Origin of the sequence: Methanospirillum lacunae, assembly GCF_003173355.1 — an archaeon.
Classification (GTDB): Archaea; Halobacteriota; Methanomicrobia; order Methanomicrobiales; family Methanospirillaceae; genus Methanospirillum; species Methanospirillum lacunae.
In genome coordinates this window covers 134,014-155,406 of sequence record NZ_QGMY01000002.1, presented here as the reverse complement: position 1 = coordinate 155,406, position 21,393 = coordinate 134,014, and the positions used below count along the sequence as shown (strand labels likewise).

18 protein-coding genes are annotated in these 21,393 nt (G+C 42.9%); 11 read left to right on the top strand and 7 right to left on the bottom strand.

Annotated features, from left to right (window positions below):
• Positions 1-94 precede the first annotated feature (94 nt).
• From DK846_RS01020 to DK846_RS01000, 5 genes are all read left to right on the top strand, one after another.
• Positions 95-1,402, top strand: coding sequence for a CAP domain-containing protein (locus DK846_RS01020; RefSeq protein ID WP_181391564.1), 1,308 nt, complete (start codon positions 95-97; stop codon positions 1,400-1,402).
• 149 nt (positions 1,403-1,551) lie between these two features.
• Positions 1,552-1,749 carry a hypothetical protein gene (locus tag DK846_RS01015; RefSeq protein WP_109967060.1) on the top strand — a complete coding sequence of 66 codons (198 nt, stop codon included), beginning with the start codon at positions 1,552-1,554 and terminating at the stop codon, positions 1,747-1,749.
• A gap of 47 nt (positions 1,750-1,796) precedes the next feature.
• Positions 1,797-4,547, top strand: coding sequence for a pyruvate, phosphate dikinase (gene ppdK, locus DK846_RS01010; protein WP_109967059.1), 2,751 nt, complete (start codon positions 1,797-1,799; stop codon positions 4,545-4,547).
• 134 nt (positions 4,548-4,681) lie between these two features.
• Positions 4,682-5,455, top strand: coding sequence for an FHA domain-containing protein (locus tag DK846_RS01005; protein ID WP_109967058.1), 774 nt, complete (start codon positions 4,682-4,684; stop codon positions 5,453-5,455).
• Between the two features lie 20 nt (positions 5,456-5,475).
• Complete coding sequence (locus tag DK846_RS01000; RefSeq protein WP_181391563.1) at positions 5,476-7,161, top strand: serine/threonine protein kinase; 1,686 nt, start codon at positions 5,476-5,478, stop codon at positions 7,159-7,161.
• A gap of 1,094 nt (positions 7,162-8,255) precedes the next feature.
• Here DK846_RS01000 and DK846_RS00995 read toward each other — a convergent pair.
• Both DK846_RS00995 and DK846_RS00990 read right to left on the bottom strand, forming a co-directional pair.
• On the bottom strand, positions 8,256-8,516 hold the full coding sequence (locus DK846_RS00995) for a hypothetical protein (protein ID WP_245926420.1): 261 nt from the start codon (positions 8,514-8,516) through the stop codon (positions 8,256-8,258).
• A 65-nt stretch (positions 8,517-8,581) separates the two neighbouring features.
• On the bottom strand, positions 8,582-8,941 hold the full coding sequence (locus DK846_RS00990; protein WP_109967056.1) for a winged helix-turn-helix transcriptional regulator: 360 nt from the start codon (positions 8,939-8,941) through the stop codon (positions 8,582-8,584).
• A gap of 85 nt (positions 8,942-9,026) precedes the next feature.
• Between DK846_RS00990 and hcp the strand changes: the two genes are divergently transcribed.
• From hcp to DK846_RS00975, 3 genes are all read left to right on the top strand, one after another.
• Positions 9,027-10,643 (top strand): hydroxylamine reductase, encoded by a 1,617-nt coding sequence (gene hcp / locus DK846_RS00985; protein ID WP_109967055.1) that lies wholly within the window; start codon positions 9,027-9,029, stop codon positions 10,641-10,643.
• A gap of 115 nt (positions 10,644-10,758) precedes the next feature.
• Entirely contained in the window at positions 10,759-11,142 is a 384-nt protein-coding gene (locus tag DK846_RS00980) for a cupin domain-containing protein (protein WP_109967761.1), read from the top strand.
• A complete protein-coding gene (locus tag DK846_RS00975) occupies positions 11,135-11,410 on the top strand; it encodes an aldolase (protein ID WP_109967054.1) in 276 nt (91 codons plus the stop codon). Before DK846_RS00980 ends, DK846_RS00975 begins: the two co-directional genes overlap by 8 nt.
• A 43-nt stretch (positions 11,411-11,453) precedes the next feature.
• Here DK846_RS00975 and DK846_RS00970 read toward each other — a convergent pair whose 3' ends face one another.
• Positions 11,454-12,818: a P-loop domain-containing protein gene (locus tag DK846_RS00970; protein WP_109967053.1), complete on the bottom strand. Its 1,365-nt coding sequence runs from the start codon at positions 12,816-12,818 to the stop codon at positions 11,454-11,456.
• A gap of 96 nt (positions 12,819-12,914) precedes the next feature.
• Positions 12,915-13,370, bottom strand: a complete 456-nt coding sequence (locus DK846_RS00965; protein ID WP_146201089.1) for a hypothetical protein — start codon at positions 13,368-13,370, stop codon at positions 12,915-12,917.
• 157 nt (positions 13,371-13,527) lie between these two features.
• On the opposite strand from DK846_RS00965, the gene DK846_RS00960 reads away from it, so the two are divergent.
• Both DK846_RS00960 and DK846_RS00955 read left to right on the top strand, forming a co-directional pair.
• Positions 13,528-15,558, top strand: coding sequence for a M13 family metallopeptidase (locus DK846_RS00960; RefSeq protein ID WP_109967051.1), 2,031 nt, complete (start codon positions 13,528-13,530; stop codon positions 15,556-15,558).
• 192 nt (positions 15,559-15,750) lie between these two features.
• The gene (locus tag DK846_RS00955; protein ID WP_109967050.1) at positions 15,751-16,452 is read left to right on the top strand and encodes a hypothetical protein; all 702 of its coding nucleotides are present in this window, start codon (positions 15,751-15,753) and stop codon (positions 16,450-16,452) included.
• Positions 16,453-16,470: 18 nt separating this feature from the next.
• Here DK846_RS00955 and DK846_RS00950 read toward each other — a convergent pair whose 3' ends face one another.
• From DK846_RS00950 to DK846_RS00940, 3 genes are all read right to left on the bottom strand, one after another.
• The gene (locus DK846_RS00950) at positions 16,471-17,259 is read right to left on the bottom strand and encodes an ABC transporter permease (RefSeq protein WP_109967049.1); all 789 of its coding nucleotides are present in this window, start codon (positions 17,257-17,259) and stop codon (positions 16,471-16,473) included.
• Positions 17,256-18,164: an ABC transporter ATP-binding protein gene (locus tag DK846_RS00945; protein ID WP_109967048.1), complete on the bottom strand. Its 909-nt coding sequence runs from the start codon at positions 18,162-18,164 to the stop codon at positions 17,256-17,258. The genes DK846_RS00950 and DK846_RS00945 overlap by 4 nt, the downstream gene beginning before the upstream one ends.
• A gap of 73 nt (positions 18,165-18,237) precedes the next feature.
• Complete coding sequence (locus DK846_RS00940) at positions 18,238-19,299, bottom strand: RMD1 family protein (RefSeq protein WP_109967047.1); 1,062 nt, start codon at positions 19,297-19,299, stop codon at positions 18,238-18,240.
• Positions 19,300-19,806: 507 nt separating this feature from the next.
• On the opposite strand from DK846_RS00940, the gene DK846_RS00935 reads away from it, so the two are divergent.
• Positions 19,807-21,363, top strand: coding sequence for an amino acid permease (locus DK846_RS00935; protein WP_109967046.1), 1,557 nt, complete (start codon positions 19,807-19,809; stop codon positions 21,361-21,363).
• The last annotated feature ends 30 nt before the right edge of the window (positions 21,364-21,393 follow it).

The following is a 21,393-nucleotide window of genomic DNA, read 5'->3' as shown; positions in this document are numbered from 1 at the left end:
TCGTACCTGTAATTGACTATAACCGATGATTACGATGAAGTCTTTCCATCTCATATTTTCTATATTCCTGCTCCTGGTTTTTTCCGGGTGCAGTATGGCAGATTCCTCTATAAGTAATAACACGACGGTTCTGAACAGCTCTCCCGGAACTGCTCATGCTGAACTTTTAAGCACTGCTGATCTTGAAATTCTTGCCAGCATCACCCCAAGAGAGGCAGAGATGGGATCACCATTTTCAGCAGCAATTGTTGTAGCAAACCCCGGACCTGCAGCTGCTGATCAGATAAAAATAGATTATTACCTAATTCAGAATGTTTCTGATGCTAAGCCAATCTGGATTCACCAAAAGACGACAGAAGAGATTCCCGCTTTTTATAGAGATCAAGTACCATTCACTGTTGATCTGCCAGGTGGAATTAATCCGGGAGAATACTATCTGATGTCAACCATCTCAACCTCAACAGTTGACAGAAACCTGAGCAATAATCAATATGTATCAACAGCTCCAATCGAAGTAAAACGGTCAGTTCAGCCCTCACAATCAGATCTTCCGGATCTTGTGGTCACTCTCGATAATGCCTCTCCAACCGAGATTGCACCTGATTATCCCCTTACCATCAATTACACAGTCTCCAATATCGGAAAGGGAAGTGCAGGTACATTTCGTCTCGGATTCTATCTCTCCAAGGATTCGGATGTAGATCCATCAGATCAGAAACTCTGGGATGTTATCTTTTATCAGGCATACCCGGGGATGAAGGAACCCGGTATCAGTACAAACCTGATTCCTCACGACATCGAACCTGGTGAATACTATCTGGGTGCTGTCATCGACTTCACCCATATGGTAACCGAAGCAGATGAGGAAAAAAATTCTGCAGTATTTGATACTCCTATTACAATCACAGCACAAAAACCACCTGTAGACAAAGCATTTCTGGAAAAAGTGGCAGGCTACATCGCAGAAAAGACAAATAAATATCGGGAATACAGAGGACTATCAACTCTGAATTATGATCCAGCCCTGGCATCCATTGCACAGTCACATAGTACTGATATGGCTGCAAGAAATTATTTTGCACACGAAACCCCTGAGGGAATAACTCCAACCGGTCGGGCAACAGAGGCAAAGTACGATACCACTAAACGGCTTTCTGATGGGAGTAACAGGTCAGGTATTGCAGAGAACATCGTCAAGATAGCCAAGGGAAATATTGTTGGGAAAGGGTACTCAGGTTTTGTTGACCCAAGCGATCCACAACAGGTTGCCGATGTGATGATGATCGAGTGGATAAACAGCCCAGACCATAATGAAAACCTGATTAATCGCGGAATAGATCGGATAGGTGTGGGCGTTGCATATGATGGAGAGTTCTTCTATGCAACCCAGGATTTCTTTTAAACACTTTTTTTGGATCCTAAACCCGGACATCTATCTGACAGAATATCGTCTTTTCATATAAAAGGCTGGACCTGTAAATTGAAAGGGTTATATGGTTCTATGATGAGCCTATAGCAGACGTGAGATCCAGATCGATCGCATATCTGCCCATGCAGGGGCCCACCCAGCCGGATATATGGATTACACCTGTATTTCATCCGGCGTCATCCCTGCATTCTTCCCTGCAGCAGACAAGGGGTACTGAATTTTTTGCAGTGCTGCCGCAGGTAACTGATATCATGGCTGACGAAATAACTCCAACTGGAGACAAATATCTTCAGCCTTCTTTCTTGCCAGTGACAAGTTAACCAGACCAGATGTAATTACATGATCTTACAGATGACAAGGGAGTAATATGAGCAGGAAATGGGTATACGACTTTACCGAAGGCGATGGGAAGAACAAGAAACTCCTCGGAGGCAAAGGTGCCAATCTCTGTGAGATGACACAGATAGACCTGAATGTCCCACCAGGTTTTGTAATCACGACCGAGGCATGTCTGGCCTATCTGGATGATCCAGAACGCAGACTCCCAGAAGGAGTGATGGAACAGGTCCATGCAAATCTGGCAGCAGTTGAGAAAAAAACAGGGAGAACCTTCGGTGGAAGAGAAAAACCACTACTGGTCTCTGTCAGGTCTGGTTCTGCAATATCCATGCCAGGTATGATGGATACCATTCTCAATCTCGGTCTCAATAGTCAGACTCTGCTTGGGCTGATCAATGGAACAGGTAATGATCGGTTTGGATATGATGCATACCGCAGGTTTATCCAGCTCTTCGGTAAAGTTGCACTTGGAGTGCCTGAGGAGAAGTTTGATACCGAGTTTGAGGCTGTCAAACAGAAAGCGGGTGTCAAGCATGATGTGGACTTGTCAACCAGTGATTTGACAGATATTTGTGACCGCTTCCTCAAGGTAGTCCAACTCTTTACTCACAAACCATTCCCAACAGACCCCTACGAACAGCTTGAGATTGCCATAAAAGCTGTCTTTAACTCCTGGATGGGGAAACGTGCGATCGATTACCGGCGGGAATTCAAGATCACACCAGAACAGGCCAATGGAACTGCAGTAAATGTAGTCGCCATGGTCTTTGGGAACATGGGTAATGACTCTGCAACAGGAGTCGGGTTTACTCGTGATCCCGGAACTGGTGAGAATGTAATGTTTGGTGAGTACCTGGTCAATGCCCAGGGAGAGGATGTTGTTGCGGGTATCAGGACACCTAAGCCGGTTGCTGCTATGGCCCAGGAACTGCCTAAACAGTTTAATGAACTGATGGAACTCCGCCGCAAACTTGAGGCTCACTACAAAGAAGTGCAGGATTTTGAGTACACCATTGAGAAAGGAACCCTCTACTGTCTGCAGACAAGAAACGGAAAGATGAATGCAACCGCTCTTGTTCGCACTTCAGTAGAAATGGTCAAGACCGGCCTTATTGATAAGCGCCAGGCTCTTCTCAGGATTAATCCTGAAATGCTCAACCAACTCCTCTTCCCCCGGCTGGATCCAAAAAATTCAAGTAAGCCAGTGGCAAAAGGACTTCCAGCTTCACCCGGTGCAGCAATCGGTATAGCCGTGTTTGATGCTGACCGGGCAGAAAAACTAGGACGGACAGGTGAGAGAGTGATCCTTGTCAGGGAAGAGACCAAGCCAGAAGATATACATGGTTTCTTTGCTTCACAGGGTATCCTCACCAGCAGGGGAGGAAAGACATCACATGCTGCAGTGGTCGCACGCGGTATGGGAAAACCCTGTGTGTCAGGCGCTGAAGGCATTACTGTTGATATTCATCTCAAGGTAGCCAGGGTCGGTGATACTGAATTCTATGAGGGCGATCTTATCACCATTGACGGAACCACCGGCCTTGTGTACCTTGGTGAAGTTCCAATGATAGAAGCCGAATTCTCGCCAGAACTTGAGACAATTCTCTCCTGGGCAGACGAAGTTGCACAGTTACAGGTCATGGCCAATGCTGACACACCCGAGGATTCAGTGAGGGCTTTGAAGTACGGGGCAATGGGTATCGGACTGTGCAGGACAGAACGGATGTTCAACGGAGTTGAGCGGCTACCGATCATGGTGGAGATGATCATTGCAGAGACCAAGGAGGACCGGATTGCAGCCCTTGGAAAACTGCTCCCTATTCAAAGAGAAGATTTCAAGCAAATTTTTGAGGTGATGGCTCCCCGTCCGGTTACCATCAGGCTATTGGACCCACCAATCCACGAATTTCTGCCTACAGAAAAACAGTTAGTGGATGAGATTAAAGAACTCAAAAACCTTCGTGAAACTATCAGGGGGATGAGAGTCCTCACGGATGCTGCTCATTTCATGAATCTTTCTGAAATAAAATCCAAGATACAGGGATTTACTGATCCAGAACTCGTTGATACAGTTATTGCCAAGAAAGAGACGATGCTCAAGAAAGTCAGGGCTCTGCACGAGGTTAACCCCATGCTTGGCCACCGGGGGGTACGGCTCGGTCTGACCTTCCCGGAGATATACGAGATGCAGATACGAGCCGTACTTGAAGCTACAGCTGAATGTCTCAAGGCAGGTATTGAGGTTCATCCGGAGATCATGGTTCCGCAGGTATGCACTGCCCAGGAACTCAAGCGGGTGAAAGAATGGGTGCTGGAGATCCAAAAGAGCGTTGAAAAGGCTTATGGACTTGCCCTCAAGTTCAAGTTTGGTTCAATGCTTGAGGTTGTACGTGCCTGTATGCGGGCTGACAACCTTGCAGAAGAGGCTGAATTTTTCTCATTTGGAACCAATGACCTCACCCAGGCAACATTCTCGTTCTCACGCGAGGATGCAGAAAACAAGTTCCTGCCCATGTATAACTTAAGTAATATCCTCCAGGATAATCCATTTGAGGTACTGGATGTCAAGGGGGTCGGCAGACTGATGGAACAGGCAGTTAAGTGGGGACGCCAGGTCAGGGCAGATATGAAAGTCGGGATATGTGGCGAGCATGGAGGTCACCCGGCTTCTATCATATTCTGTCATAAAATTGGACTCTCTTATGTATCATGTTCAGGACCCAGGGTGCCGATTGCACGCCTGGCAGCAGCCCATGCAGTATTGTTAGAGAAGATATGAGGGCATAATAAGCCACAGTTGATAATTATTCCGATAATTTTCTTTTTTTCTCATTCTTAAGAGGGTCCTGTAGGTAAAATCAGAAATGAGAAAAGCCATATCCATATGAGGCATACTGAGTACCAGACCTGGTGATGACAAACAATACAATTCAGGCAAAAAGAGATCCCGAGTACTTAATCGAGATGTCTGAGTATCTCAATGCGCTGGCAAACCCAACCCGGCTCCAGATCCTCGCTGCATTAGAGGTAAAACCACTGGAACTTAAAGAGATCACAACCATCACCAAGACCAGCTATGAAAATATTAGAAAACACCTGGACAAACTGGTGCTGGCAGGACTTGTTAGAAAAGATGCTGGAATGAGTTCAGAGACCATGACAGGTGTGCATCCGGTGTGGAAATACTCACTTGCACCTGGAGGAATGGAAGCAATCATCACCAATCTCTCCATGTTCTCAAAGGTCCCTCTCACTATCACTCATACCGAACTCGCAGATCAACTCAAAACAGTCAGAGGGGAACTTGCAGATCAATTCGGGCAAAAATCACCAGGCCTATATCTCACCACTGGTCCTGAAGAAAAGAACATCTATCCCCTTGAGGGAGAAAAAACAGCAATCGGCAGAATTGATCCGGTAGATCCTGCTTCTTCACAGCCAAATTCATCACGTATTGTTCTCTCTTCTGAGTACAGGTCAGTCTCACGGGTGAGCAGACCACATTGTATTATCTGGCATACAGATAAATGGGAGATTGAAGACTATGGTAGTACTTCAGGGACATTTGTAAACACAGAACCAATACCTCCAAGAACTCGACATGAGATCCGTGATGGTGATATTATCATTCTGGGAACTGGGAATTTCTCTGCACGGTTTCTTTTCCTAAACGACACAACATTGTAGATCTAGGTATGCCGACCTGCATGATACAAAAAACAATACTATTCCTGTTTATACTTCTTCTGTTTGCAGGGGCATCTGTACATGGGGATAATATCGGAGATCCTATAAATCCTGGGATGGATCAGCATATTCTGACAGGGATCCTCGATGGAAAATCTGCCCCTATTGTAATACTTCAGAAAACATCTGATCAGCCTTACCCAAATCAAAGTAAAATAATATCGGCAGAGATAATCCTCACCCCTCCATATAAAAATGGGTCCGAAGATCCAAGGCCGTTTGTCCCATCCTGGGAAGAAAGAAATAACCCTGAACCTTCATCATACCAATCCCTTCTTATCTCTCCACTCCTACAGATGCTACTCTCTATAGGAATCTCGTTGGTTATTCTGATACTTGTCACTGCTGCAGGTCTAAGAATAGGTGCATCATATCAATATGAATCATGTGAAAAAACAAGGAAGTGGATAGGAATTGGACAGGTGGCCTGTACCCTGCTTATCGTCATAGCTGTCTGGTGGATATTTACTAGCCAGAATAATAATGCCAGAACTGACCCCTACTTCCTCTCGACCTTATACGCATTTCTTGGTGTTCAGGTTTATCTTGCTGTTTCATCACTTATCCAGGCAATATCGATATTTAAAAACAGGCCAATTCCCCCAGTATATCACATCCATATTCTCTTTGTCTTCATTGCAATCAGTTTGATCTTGATGTCAAGAGTTCCTTTCTTCCCTCCCCTTCCAACAAGCATCCTCGCTATCTCGATCTTTTTCTTACCTGGAGCTGTCCTTTCTCTTATGACAAGCCAGATCATCAGACGTACTACAGACATAGGTGGTTTTGATCCAAGCCTGACATTGACAAGAAATCAGTCGATCATTCATACGGAGATCACTTCCTCATTTCCAGAGGCTCTGAGGATGCGGTACCAGGACGTAAGTATCATTGGCAGCGGCGGAGTGGCAGTTGTCTATCGGGCTGTCAGAGTGAGAGACGGAAAACTGGTTGCACTGAAGATTCCATTCTCTCCAGATGAGACGAGTGGTAAAACGTTCCTGAACGAAATGGCAGTCTGGCGTGAACTCCATCACCCCTGTATTGTTGCAATCTATGATCAGAACATCTTCCCAATTCCTTATGTAGAGATGGAATACATGAGCAGATCACTCCGGGATGTCACATACCCGGTTGCTCCTGACCGGGCAATCTCAATTATTGGAGATATTGCTTCAGCTCTTTTGTATGCACATGGGAAGGGAGTTATTCACCGTGATATAAAGCCTGGTAACGTACTTCTGACGGGAGAAGGAAGAGCAAAACTCGCAGACTGGGGTCTCTCAAGGTCGCTCCATCGAGCAGAAGATACAAAAAATACTAGTTTTTCCCTCTTTTACGCAACTCCGGAACAGTTAGCTCCAGACATGTATGGAAGTGGAGATCAGCGGACTGATATCTACCAGCTCGGAGTCCTCTTGTACGAACTGCTCTGTGGAGAACCACCATATGTAAAACCAGGTATCGGAGAGATCTTCATTGCAATTCAGAAGAACCAGTTCCGATTGCCATCTGAATGTAATGAATCACTAAGTCGGTTTGATCCACTGATAAAAAAGTCACTCAAAGCAGATCCAGCAGAAAGGTTTGCATCAATCGAAGAATTTATCGCATGCCTTGAAATCACGAACAATAATGGGAGATAGCATTAATACGTTCAATGGCAGGTAAGAAAATTTTTTTCGTTCTCCTTTAGATGATGAAGAGGACAACCTTTTGGTAACTAAGATTATTCTCTAAAAATTCCAGACAATTCGTCAGATGATGTACTCACAAAATCTGGTGGGATTGTTGATTATTTAAAATTCCTTTCATTATCCCGGACAACTACATAGAAGTGATAAAAGTTGGGAAAGATAGCCAGGTATAATATGAGAGGGCTGACAGTTCTTTTCAAGGTAATTACCAGAAATATTCAAAAAGCCTTTTTTTAATCAAATTTAATCACGATTTGTATGAACTAGAAACAGAACTATTAACGGTTTTTTTGAAAGTTCAGAGGTATGTATTTACCAGCAGTTTATGATTCTACCAACTATAGTTTTCCATTTTATATACATTGAGATCAAATAGTGTTTGCTCTTTCTATGGGGTAACCCATGATTGAGTTGAAATACAGGATCAGGTATAGCTCGTCATCCTTCGTGTATTTGGTTAACATCTTCTCCAGCACAAAGATGTTATTTAAATTTCTGGCAAAAACATACCCTGAATTCAGTATGAATGGTATCACAACCCTACCACAGGAGACACAAAGAACCAAGGCTTGTAAATAAGCTGATGACGGGCGGAAGTACTATGATCCTGTATACCCACCTCCTAAGAGAACTGCAGATCCGAATAGGGGAAAGGTCCTCCCCTTTCTCCTTGATAAATTAATTAATCGCTTCTTACACCTATTTTGTTAAAATTTCTCTTAATACCTTCAGGTGGGTTGGATAGAGGTAGCCACAGAAACAGTGATGATTTTCTAAAGAATGAAAACAGATAGAAAATTCTTCGACGGCAAGAGACGGAAGCCCGATTGTTTGTCTTTAACTCTTTTCAGAAGAACTGAGTATTCCTCCTAGTCAATTTTCGCAGATTTCAAGATCTTTAATAAAGTATTTCTTGAGTTCTCGTGTAATGCAATCGTACACTATCATATTAATTATAGTATTGAGCCTGAAGGAGGTGGATCCCAATATTCACTTACAACTGTTTCTTAAGCAAAGAAAGGTTCAAATCTGCCGGTATAACATTATGTCTTTTCACAATCCCCCATTCCACTCTTTTTTTGATATAATTTCAGGTACATCTCTTCTCCGATACACTCCCGGGCATATTTACACCACTGAATACATGAAAGAGCTTCATTGTAGATGACAAAACCACAGGAACTGCAGGCAACTGATGTATCATTCGAAAAGATCTCAACATCTTCACCACATTGTGGGCACTTTTTTATTGAAAGCGTAGGCGTTTTCAGATTAGCAGAACCAGGACAATGATCAAGTATCATTTTTTTCTCCTAAACACTAAAGAGGAAATATTCCATCATCACACACCATGACAGGCATCCAACGGTTATAGTACACAATCCCTGCAATCCTGGTTCCCACAGGGAATATTATCAATCTTCCAGATAAGAGCCCATCTCTTTATCGCCCTGATTATCTCGATGAGATCCAGACCACTTTTTGTGAGAGTGTACTCACATCTGACAGGGAATGCAGAGGCATCCACATTCTTGATAATTATTCCTTCTTCTTCAAGTTCTTTAAGTCTTTCAGAAAGGATTTTCGGGGTAATGTCACTCAGTGACTCTTTCAGCTCTGAAAACCGGCGAGTATAATTTTCTCCCTTATAGAGCTCCAGGATAATTAAGAGGGTCCATTTTTTTGTTAAATATTTTACCGTCATGTTGACAGTGCAGATCTCTTCCACAGTATAGATTTTGAAACTCACCACTATTAATAACTAGATATACATAAGGTATCATGTATCCTTTACATACGAAAGGTGAGGAATCATGTTCTGTTATCAATGCGAAGAAACTGCCCGGGGAACCGGTTGCACTGTAAAAGGTGTCTGTGGAAAGGAAGGCCATACTGCAGATGTTCAGGATGTCCTGATTTATATCTGCAAAGGAATCTCTGCTAGAAACTACCCTGCTATACAAAAGGGGAGCGGGAACAAAGACGCAGGAACTTTGATAACAGAAGCCCTCTTCGCCACCCTTACCAACACAAATTTTGATGATCAGAGATTTAAGGGGATGATCTCACAGGCTATCACCATTCGGGATGCTCTCCCGAAATCCGGTGATGATGAGCCTGATGCATGTACCTGGACTCCGAAGAGTGATGCTGACATACAAGCCAAAGCAAAGGAGATCGCAACAGAAGCTAATGTCAACGATGATATTCATTCACTCCGGGCCCTGCTTCTGTTTGGATTGAAGGGGCTTGCTGCATACTATCACCATGCAGAGATGCTTGGTTACACTGACATAAAGGTGACAAACTTTATGCAGAAAGGACTTGCTTCAACCCTTCAAACACTCCCAGCTGATCAGATGGTTGCTCTGGTTCTCGAATGCGGAGGTGTTGGTGTTACCACTCTTGCACTCCTTGATGCTGCAAATACGAAAACCTACGGAATTCCGGAGATAACATCTGTAAAAACAACGGTGGGATCTAAACCGGGAATCCTAATCACTGGTCACGACCTTCGGGACCTGGAACAGCTACTGGAGCAGTCAAAAGACAGTGGAGTTGACATATACACCCATGGTGAGATGCTTCCTGCAAATGCATATCCAGCTCTTAAGAAATACCCACATCTGGTAGGAAATTATGGTTCTTCATGGTGGCATCAAAAGGATGAATTTGAAAAGTTCAATGGCCCGATTGTGGTCACCACGAACTGTATCGTTCCACCAAAGGACTCATACAAAGATAAGGTTTATACAACCGGTCCGGCTGGTTTTCCAGGTGTAAAACACATTGAAAAATCTCCAGATGGAACAAAAGATTTTTCTAAGGTTATCGAATATGCAAAAACCTGTCAGCCTCCCCAGGATCTGCATTCACATGGGCGCGATCTCATTACCGGATGTGGTCATGACGCTGTTCTTGCCCTTGCAGGAACTGTCATCGAAGCTGTAAAGAAAGGTGACATTAGGCGTTTTATTGTGATGGCAGGATGTGACGGACGCCAGAGCGAACGCGAATATTATACTGAGTTTGCCAAGGCCCTCCCGAAGGATACCATCATTCTGACAGCTGGATGTGCCAAGTTCAGATACAATCACCTGGATCTTGGAACAATCGGCGGTATACCGCGGGTCATCGATGCAGGACAGTGCAATGATTCATACTCGCTTGTTGTGATAGCCCAGGCCCTGGCCAATGCCTTTGGTGTAGAAATCAACGAACTTCCAGTATCATACAACATTGCCTGGTACGAACAGAAGGCTTGCCTGGTCCTGTTAGCCCTGTTGCACCTAGGAGTAAAGAATATCGCCCTCGGACCTAAACTTCCGGGATTTGTATCACCAGGAGTACTCAATGTTCTGGTTGAGAACTTCAACATCAGTAAGAACAGCACTGTTGAAGAAGACATAAAACGGATGGTTCCAGCGTAAGTAAAAAGCGGAGCAATTGGGAGATGCGGTAAAATGACAACGAGAGAATCTTTCTTTCACAATGTCATTTTCAAAAGAACTAGCAAAGACAATTCGTTCGGTATTATGGTGGAGAATGGAATTCAACTCAGAAACCCTGAATGAATCCGGCAAACAGTGTCGGGCACGTGATGAACTTCGTGCAAAGGTTCTCAACCTGAAAGACCTGGTGGGATATCAGGATGGTTCGGTATCCAGCAGAATGATTGTAAGTACCAGGACAGGTTCAGTAACCCTCTTTTCGTTTGATGAGAATGAAGGATTATCAGAACATACTGCTCCGTTTGATGCTGTTGTAACCATTCTTGAAGGTGAATGTGAAGTCTGGATCCAGGGAGAAACACATCAGATGAAAGAAGGTAATACAATCATATTTCCTGCAAATGTACCACATGCATTGAGTGCTGTGACCCGGTTCAAAATGTCACTGACCATGATACGGGATACCGAACATGACTGATGATAAAGATGGGGTCTACTGTAAAGTCTGTGGAGGAATTATACCACAGAACACAACAATTGGATCAATAGAAATTGATGGCAAGGCCACGGGCATAAACCAACTTGATTTTATCCTGAATGAAGTTGCAGCCCACCAGATCCACAATGAGAATGAAATCAAACAGGAACTCATTACCCGTGCGAAAATTCTCAACTATATTCCTACGAAGATTACTGAAAAGTATGCAGTGGCCCTGTTCAACGAATATAAAAAGCGGTATCAGTGACCTGATTGAAAGAATTCTTCCTCTTTTACTCCACTATTCTGACTCACACCATCTCGATTAATTCCTGATAATACTGTTTTAATCCAGTCCGCCATTCATCACGTGAGACAGCAACCGGAGCATGGTTACAGAGTCTGATTATCCGGTCTGCACCCGCAATCATCAGTTCCATTCCGGAGCCAGCGATTATCAGGCTTGAGTCATCCAGCCATTTACGATCTTTGCTTATTAAGGATGCCAGTGAATTAACCTGGGAATCCATGCTCATATAGCATGGATTGAGCAGATTCTGTGCAGACCGATCTTCATCGATGATGATATACGGAGATCTCTTTTTAATTGCTTCCTTTATTCTGAACGCCATGGATGCTGAACCACTACCATGACCTGAGGCACAATACGGAGTACCATCCATGCCAGGTGGAAGACTGCCAAAGAAGGGCGTAAGATCAACTCCTTTCAATTCGATGTTGGTAGAATCAACTGAAACACCACCGGGGAGAGTGACCAAATGTTCTCTTCCATCTCCATGAGCATGAATATCTTGTCCGCAATAAATCGCCTGAAGGAGTGATGATTTTCCCTGGGCATTTGATCCGGTAATTGCAAACAGTTCGCCCCTTCTGATACCAAGTCCGGTGATGGTCTTGTTGGAACCGGGAAGATAAACCTCGACTGGATTCAATTCACGTGGACAAATAAAAGGAATGTGAACACCACGCTTGGGCCCTGCAACACGTTCCCAGCATCGATAACGGGTGTATTCCCTTGCAGGTCTTGTACCATCCCCGATAAATGATATCAGCCCGAGTTCTCCAAGTCTGTCCTGAAGAGTTTGTTGATCGATGACCACCTCCCATGTACGCTTAATCTTTCCACGTGGAGTTGCATTCACAGTATCCGTTATAGCCTGTGCATATGATACAAGCCGATCCACAATTTCTGGAACTCGTGATGAGGAAGGTTCTCGATATGGGAATGCACCCTGAAGAATCAGGTGTATCTTCTGATCTTTGAAATAATTCTGATCATCCGGATGCCACAAACTTGTTGCGATTGAAGATGAAGACGAAATAATAGTGCAGGGCTCAAGATTAACCTGATATCGTGATTGGTTCCCGGTGTCAACCCCATACAAAGCACCAAGATCATGGGAAGATTGTGCTTTCTGTTTACAGTATTCAATGACTGCCTGGATTCCTCCAATTGAACCTGAGAGGGGGAGAGATATCTCATCAAATATTCCGGTTTTAATGACCACCGGAAGTGCAAAATGGAGATCCTGCTTATCAGGAGAGGGAACAATATAAGCATCTGTAATAGGCCTTGCATGTGTATCAGCTGCAAAATCAGGGGTTCTGGTATGGTGCAGTATTTCAGAGAGATATGAATTCCAGGTAGATGTCATGAGATTCAGGGAAGACGTATTATTAATCAATCTGCTTTAGGAATTGTACATCGGAAAGTGTAGAGACACAAATGTTTCTCTGATTATATCTAAGCACTACTTCCTGTATCCTTTGGCAAACAATTCAATGTGATGGATGATATCACTACTTCCGGAGATAACTATTTCACCGGAAAATATGGCAGGATATCTTATTTTTGTGGTATTAAAATTACTCTTATATTGAAGGAACATACTGCGGTTTTTTTGTGAATCACCAAGATCATAATACGTGATTCTGGCATTCGGGTTACGTTTCTCAAAATACCTGACAGAGTCAAGAGCCTGCTGGCATGACTGGCACTCATAATCATAGAAAAAAATAAGAGGGGACGGATTTTTAATCAGTCCCTGAACAGTTGTATTTATGATATCAGGGATCTGATCCTGTGAAATTTCAGTACCATTCATGAGAAACACTGAGGCAGAAATCGTCTGGTTTGTAACAAGAATACAACTCACGATGAATACTAACACAAATCGATAATATACAGCTGAAGATATAGTGGTCATAATGTGTACCCGGGAATTCGGTTTTATTCCTAATAACATTTCGGCAAAGCAGACCATAAACAAGATCTAAAATAACCTATGATAGAAGATCAGGAAAACCAAACTCTATTGAACATTGTATTAGTCTCACCTGCGAATTAGATTATGGTACATTGTTATGAAAAAATTCTGGATGATTCAATTTATTATTCTCGGATTCTGTTTATTCCAGACAGGAAGTGCTAACTTGACACCACCATCAGATACATTTATTCTAAATACCAGTATCGAACCCGGTGATGACCTTTTCAATTACGTAAATACTGCATGGATAAAAGAACATCCACTCCCAACAAACAAGAGTTCGTACACAACTTTCACAGAGGTGAATGATAAAACAGAAGATCAGTTGCATATTCTTTTTGATAATGAAGCATCGAACTACACATCTGGAAAAGAAACCCTGATTGGAAAATTTTATTCAAGCGGTATGGACACTGAAACCATAAATAACCAGTCCATCACCCCGATTGCTGGAGAAATTGCTTTAATTAATTCAATTTCCACAAAGCATGATCTCTTCAATGTCTCTTCACATCTAATAGAGTATGGTATTGATCCATTCTTTTCATATTATGCTGACCAGGATCCAACCAACTCTACCTGGATGATACCACAGGTAGAACAGGGTGGGATTGGGCTACCTGAACGGGATTACTACTTCAGAAATGATTCAGAGACGGTTTCTATTCAGGAAGCATATAAGAATCATATAAAAAATGTCTTCCTTCTTCTCAATTATTCTGAATCAGATGCCAAAGAGTATGCCGGGACAATATATAATATTGAAAAGGAGATGGCCTCATCTCATTATACAACCGTTGAAAACAGGGATCCTATTAATACTACCCACATTATTCCATGGTCTGACCTTCAGTCAGAGTACCCGAATATCGAATGGGAGACTCTTGCGGCCATCAATGGTTCTGGATATTCTGATAAGATAAACCTACACCAACGTACTGTAATAGAGAAATTTGATCAGATGGTTGATTCAGTTTCTCTCGAAGATTGGAAGATTTTTTTACTTTACAAACTTGTTGATTCGTTATCACCCTATCTTTCAGAACCGTTTGAGGAAGAGAACTTTGATTTTTACAGCCATATCTTGAATGGTATCGAATCTCAAGAACCTAGATGGAAACGTGTCCTCACAGTTGTAAATTCTGCAATTCAGGATGAGGTAGGAAAAAAATATGTTGAGATGTATTTTAACGCGGAGGAGCGTGAAAAAGCACGAAAAATATCCCATTCCATCCGGGAAACGCTTAGAGAGAGGATCGTCAACCTGACCTGGATGAGTGATTCGACAAAGCAGGCTGCAATAGAGAAACTGGATGCCATAGAGGAAAAGATAGGATATCCGAATGTATGGCTCAATTATTCTAACTTAAGCCTATCAGATTCGTATGTTTTGAATGTACTAAATGCTGGAAAGTTTTCAAAAATACATGGGCCAAACGGATTGGATAAGATTGGTAAACCAGTTGACAGAACTGCATGGCTGATGTCACCTCAGACAGTGAATGCATATTACAATCCAACTCTCAATGAGATCGTATTTCCGGCTGCAATATTACAACCACCTTTCTTTGACCCTGATGCTGATGATTCAATAAATTATGGAGGAATCGGAGCTGTTATTGGTCATGAGATGACACATGGCTTTGATGACCAGGGTCGCCTTTTTGATAAAGATGGAAACCTTCGTGACTGGTGGAATGCAGATGATTCAGCAAAATTCCAAAAGCAGGCAAATATCATAGTTGATCAATATAATCACTTCGAAGTGATTCCCGGGGTATTTGTGAATGGAAATCTCACACTTGGTGAAAATATTGCTGATTTCGGAGGTTTGACCCTGGCTTTTCATGCCTGGGAAAAGAACGGAAAGGATGTATCAAAGATGTCAGGTACTGACAATATTACTCCGGAACAAAAGGTCTTTTTCTCTTTTGTCCGGATCTGGAGTGGAGTTGCCAGAGATGAGTACCTCAGAAGTGATTCATATACTAACCCTCATCCATGGGTGAAGTTTAGAGCAAATGGCCCATCATTTAATATTCCTGAGTTTTACGAAGCATTTCCATCAATCAGGCCTGACAATAGCCTCTATCGGACGCCAGAGCAGCGACCGGTCATATGGTAATCAGAAAAAAAGGGAAATTCATACAATTGTATGGTAGAATTGAATCACAGATCAATCACATTTTTTTTTGAACAGTAAAGAGAAAGGCCTTCAATATGAAGGCATGACATGTACTCACTATTGCTGTATATTATCAATGGTAATCAGATATTGCAGCCTCCTATAAAACAGAAACCCAATTTGAGATTATCCATGAGAACAATAATAAGTATTATCCTTGTATCTCTTGTTGCCATCACAATAGCATCAGCTGATAGCCAGGAGTATTCAATTACAAAGCATATCACAAATCCCGGTGATGTTATCGGGGAGACTTCCTGGTCAGATAATCTCCTGACCAATGGGGGAAAACTTGCCATAAACAAGAACTTTGATTTTGATTCTAAGAACCAGGCTGTAAATACATACAATATTCAGACCCAGAAAATTCTGACATATGATACGACCAATGGATCACACATGCTCGGCGAGGAGAGTTATCTCCTGAATATTGCAGGATCATACAAACCAGCTGATGATGACTTAATCCGGTGTGTGTATGCAGCCAAAGACCTCGCCTGGCTCCCTGCATTCTGTAATACAGTTCAGTCAAAGACCTCCTTTATGAATGTAAACCATGCCCAGATATCAGAATCCGGTAATCTCCGGATGGTTGGTGAAGATCTGGTGCCAGCCGGACTGAATTACCAGGTGGCTATCAGCCCGGATACAAATTCCGGATATTTAAGCGCTGACGGTATAGTAAGAACTACATTTGGTGGTTCTATCATGGAGGCGAGGGATAATCAGACCAACGTTTCTGCTACAAACCAGTGGAAAGACAAAACAGAAGTAGCAGGAGATATGAGAACCTTCCAAAAAGCATTCTCATACCAATCAGGGCTCAAAATCTAACTCATCGTCTATTTTTTTTTAAATGATTAACCTGCGGTCAAAAAGCCTGACTGCAATACATGTGGCAACCACAATTCCTGCGATGATCCATGCAATATTGACAGGCCAGAACGGCATAGCTCCGCCAACCATGATTCCCCGGGTAAGAGTGACAACATGTGTTAGCGGAAGAGCAACAAATGCAAAAATCTGCAATGGCTCTGGAAGAAGACTGAGTGGAAAGAATGTTCCGCTAAAAAGAAACATCGGGGCAATATAGAGAAGCGATGGATAACTTAAAGTATCAATAGAAGGTGTAACTGCTGAGAAACATGCTGCAATCGCTGAGAAAAGGAATCCTGCCAAAAAAGCAAGAGGAAGGATAACCAAACTCTGGGGAAGATCAGCAAGACCCAGAAGAGATAAGATCAAAAGAATAGCGGCAGCTGATATGAGTCCCCGGGTTGCTCCCCAAAAGATCTCACCAATAACAATCTCCCGCAAACGTATCGGAGTAGCCATCATTGCTTCAAAAGCCTTCCCATAATACATCCTGACATAGGTTCCGTATGCACATTCGAAAAATGAGGCATTCATAACAGAAGCTGCAAGGATTGCGGGAGCAATAAAGCGGACAAACGAGATCCCATCAACCTCTCCTACATAAGTACCGATACCAAATCCAATAGCCCCCAGGTAAAGAAGAGGTTCAACAAAAGGTGGGAGGAAGTTTACTCTGATATTCTTCCGAAAGACCAGTAGATTTCGGAACCACACATGATATGAATTGCGAAGAAACATTACCAGGTTATAATTGGTCCGGGTCATTCACGAAGCCTCCTTCCAGTAAGCATTAAAAATACATCCTCAAGACTTGCCGGTCTTGTAACAACCCTGACGCCCTGGCACTCTGAAAGGATCTGATCTGCAACCTGTCGAGGGGTTTTAGTCCTGATTTGAATTGTTTCACTAACGGACTCGAAGATAATTCCAAGCGAGTTCAGGCAGTTGACTACTTCAGGTGTATGTTCAACCTCCACGATATCCATCCCAATATGAGTATCAATCAGATCTCTTGGCGAACCTTCAACCAGGATCTTCCCGTGATCCATAATCACCAGCCGGTCACAGAGCCTTTCAGCTTCATCCAGATAATGGGTTGTAATAACTATCGTGTTTCCCTGAGAACGGATCTGCTGCAAGCGTTCCCAGATGTGGTGACGTGCCTGGGGATCCAGTCCAATCGTTGGTTCGTCAAGAATCAGGATCTCAGGATGATTGATCATGGCACGTGCCAAAAGCAGTCGCCGTTTCATACCCCCTGATAGTTGTTCAATGAGTGTGTCTCGCTTGGCTGTAAGTTCGAAAAAATCCAGAAGGTCTTCGGTTCTTATACGGGCCTCAACAGGTGAGATATTAAAAAATGACGCATAAATTTGCAGATTTTCTGCAACAGTCAACTCATTGTCGAGGTTGGTTTCCTGAGGAACTACACCAAGGCGGCTACGAATCTCCCTTCCCGCAAGATCAGGATCCATGGAGAAGATATGCAGAGAACCTGCAGTTCTGGGAGAGACACACTCGCAAATCTTCATAGTTGTGGTTTTTCCGGCCCCGTTTGGACCTAGGAATCCAAATAGTTCTCCTTTTTTTACCGAAAAACTGATACCGTCAACTGCAGTAAGGGACCCATATTCTTTCCTGAGATCCACGGCTTCAATTATTCCAGGCATTGTATACCTATACGTGTGCAGAATGAACCGATAAGAAGACTTCTTTCTGGAGAAAGTAACAGTGTATCAATTCTTATTCTATACTTCTCAAAAGACCAAGAACACATTCCATGGCAATGAGAATAATAACCACCCATTCAAGGAAATTTGAGTGTTGAATTCTGACCTCTTCAGAAAGCATCGAGTAGTTTTCGTGAATGACCTTAATTTTTCGGTCCACACTGTCACTCCACTGGCTGCTTCGCATCACTTTAAGGACAGTGGCATACACCCTGGCATAATAGACATCTTCCGTGACTTTGATCAGGTTGTTCACTTTTTCTGTTATTTCCGATATCTCAGCATAGGTCTCCATCAACTGGGACATAATATGATGGTATTGCCGCATCCTGCGAAAACGTGACATCCGGTCTGCCTGCTCAATATCATCATACATCTTCTCCATCTGACGGTTGAGAACCCGGTCATAATATCTGAGTTCTAGTACCTGCACATTTGCAAACTCAATGAGATCTATGAGGTCTGTTGGATTTTCAGGATTGCAAAGAAGCGCTGAGTCATACGAGAGGATAGCAATATCATCAGCAGTGTAACTGTGCGTGTTTCTGACGATCTCCTCCCGCATCTGTGATGAAAACTGAGTTCTCTCTCCACTGAGGAGGACTGCAGGATCAATACTTTTGTCAATACGATCGGTGACATAGATCGTATAGTCTTCAAAGAAATCAGATTGGATCGAGATATTTTTGATATGTGGCCCAAGAATCTCACCCAGATTCTTTAGATACGTGCCAAAGAGATCAGACAATCCTTCATGTCCCGCAAAGAGTAGAGCCGTATCCTCAAGAGCAGATGAAGGTGCCTCTGGATCGTCATACAAAAAACAGAGACTTATTGCCCCAATATCATATAAACGGGCGATGACATGCAGGTTAAACGTATAACCCTGACGCTCAACGCTCACTTCATGCATTTTGAGCATGAGCGGGGGGTCTTCCATCATAATGGATTTCGGATTGACCCGTAGAAAACTGGCCCTGGCAGTAAAGTAACTTCGTGCAAGTTCACGTTCGAGCTGATCGAGATCAATCTCCCTTCCAATATCATATATGCGGTAAAAACGGAGTGAAATCACTCTTACAACTCTCCTTCAGATCGTCCTATGAGAAACAGGACTCAATTGTATATATGAGTATGTTGGCAAAGGAGATACTCACATCGATCAAAACACAAGTGCTTGATAGCAATAGTGGATTTTTATATAATCTAAAAATATCTGAATTTGTATCAAGTACTCAATCAGGGTCATGAAATTTTTATTTTGAAAATTGATCAGTATTGAACTTAAAAAATCATGCGCGATGGATTAGACAACTCTGACCCTGGATTATAACCTCCATTTTTTAAAATATTTTTTAAAAAAAATTAAACTCTATTTTTAAATTTTTTTAAAATATTCCTGAAAAATTGCGGATTAAATGAAAATAGCCCCTAATTTTCTGCCGATTCCTAATAGAAATTGTTTTAATTAGAGAGGGAGACTTTTTGGGGCGTAATTACACTCAAAGAGGATATACGAGGACGATTATGAAAGGATTTTTAGCAAATCTATGTAATATCACGGGAAATTATCAATGGAGAGATGGTAGTGCCTTCGCATAGTGATGAGAATTCACACTCTTGTGAAGGACAGTGCAATTGTGCACATACTACTATAGAAAATCCAGTGCCTCCTGCAGGAAGGAGAGTGGGGTTAAACCGGGGAATAAGACCCTGGATGGCAAGTCTTATTGCGATCGGGGGCATTATTGGTTCCAGTTATTACCTTGGTTCAGGGTATCTCATCAGCCAGATGGGACCCAGTGTCATTTTTCTCTATTTTATAGGCGGGTTAGTAATTTACACAGTGATGCAGTCTTTTGCTGAACTGTTGGTAAATGTTCCACGTCATGGAAATTTCATAAGTTACTCAGCAGAATTCATATCACCGACCTGGGCGGTTGGAACAGGATGGAGTTACTGGTTCAACTGGTGTGCATATATCCCATCTGAAGCGGTAGCAGGCGGAATTATTATGCATGTTTTCTTTGATGGGGTTCCGGTAATTATCTGGGCGATTGTGTTCTTAATTCTGATAACAATTTTAAACCTGATACATGTAGGCGGGTTTGGATTTGTTGAAAGTACCCTTGCCCTTATAAAGATCATACATAATGTGGCGTTTTGTATCGTAGCAGGTCTCATTGTCATTGGTCTTGCCGGTACAGGAACCGCAGTAGGGTTCAGTGTTCTCTTCCCACCGGGATTTACCTGGACAGATGCAATATTTCCAGCAGGATTCATGATCCTTCTTGCCAACATGGCCCTCATTCTGGTTAACTTCCAGGGCTCTGAGATCGTCGGTCTTGCAGCTTCTGAAACACAGAATCCAAAGAAAGTGGTTCCCAGGGCATGCAGAAATGTTGTATACCGCATTCTCCGTGTAGATATCATACCTATTCTCCTTCTGGTTATGATTCTTCCTTACTCTGAAGCAAATCTTCAGGACAGTGTCTTTTCCATGGCACTTGCTAAGTACGGATTCACGGAGGTTGCAGGAATCCTCTCATTTATCGTGCTTACTGCTGCGTTTTCCTGTGCCAACTCAGGATTTTACGGAGCAGTTCGTGCACTCTATGGCCTTTCACTTGAAGGAATGGCACCAAAGACCTTTGCTAAACTTAACAAGCATTGTACCCCAATGTATGCCACTCTCTTTACCCTGGTTATCTGCTGGGCAGTGCTTGGGTTATGGTGGTTCTCAAACGGTGAGAACGAACTCTACGTGTGGCTTCTCTCGGTCTCTGCATTCACCGGTGCAATCTGTTGGATATCAATCTGTTGGGCTCAGATTTCTTTCAGACGGAGAGTATACCAGCGTGGATACACAAAAGAAGAAATTGAAAGTCCATCCCCACTCTCTCCATGGATGCCACTTTTCATAGGAATTATCCTTGAAATATTCGCACTTGTTATCCTTGCTTTCAACGAGGATCTGAGAGGCTCTCTCTATCTCTCGATACCTGCAATACTTATTCCGATGATCATCTACTACATAGGCATGAGGACCGGCAGATTCAAGGGTATTAAGGTTATTGAACCAGACGAACAGAGTTTTGATGAACTCTTCCCTGACAAGCGAAACCGCCAGTCAGAATAACAACACTTTTTTAGTCAGGAAGGTAATCTC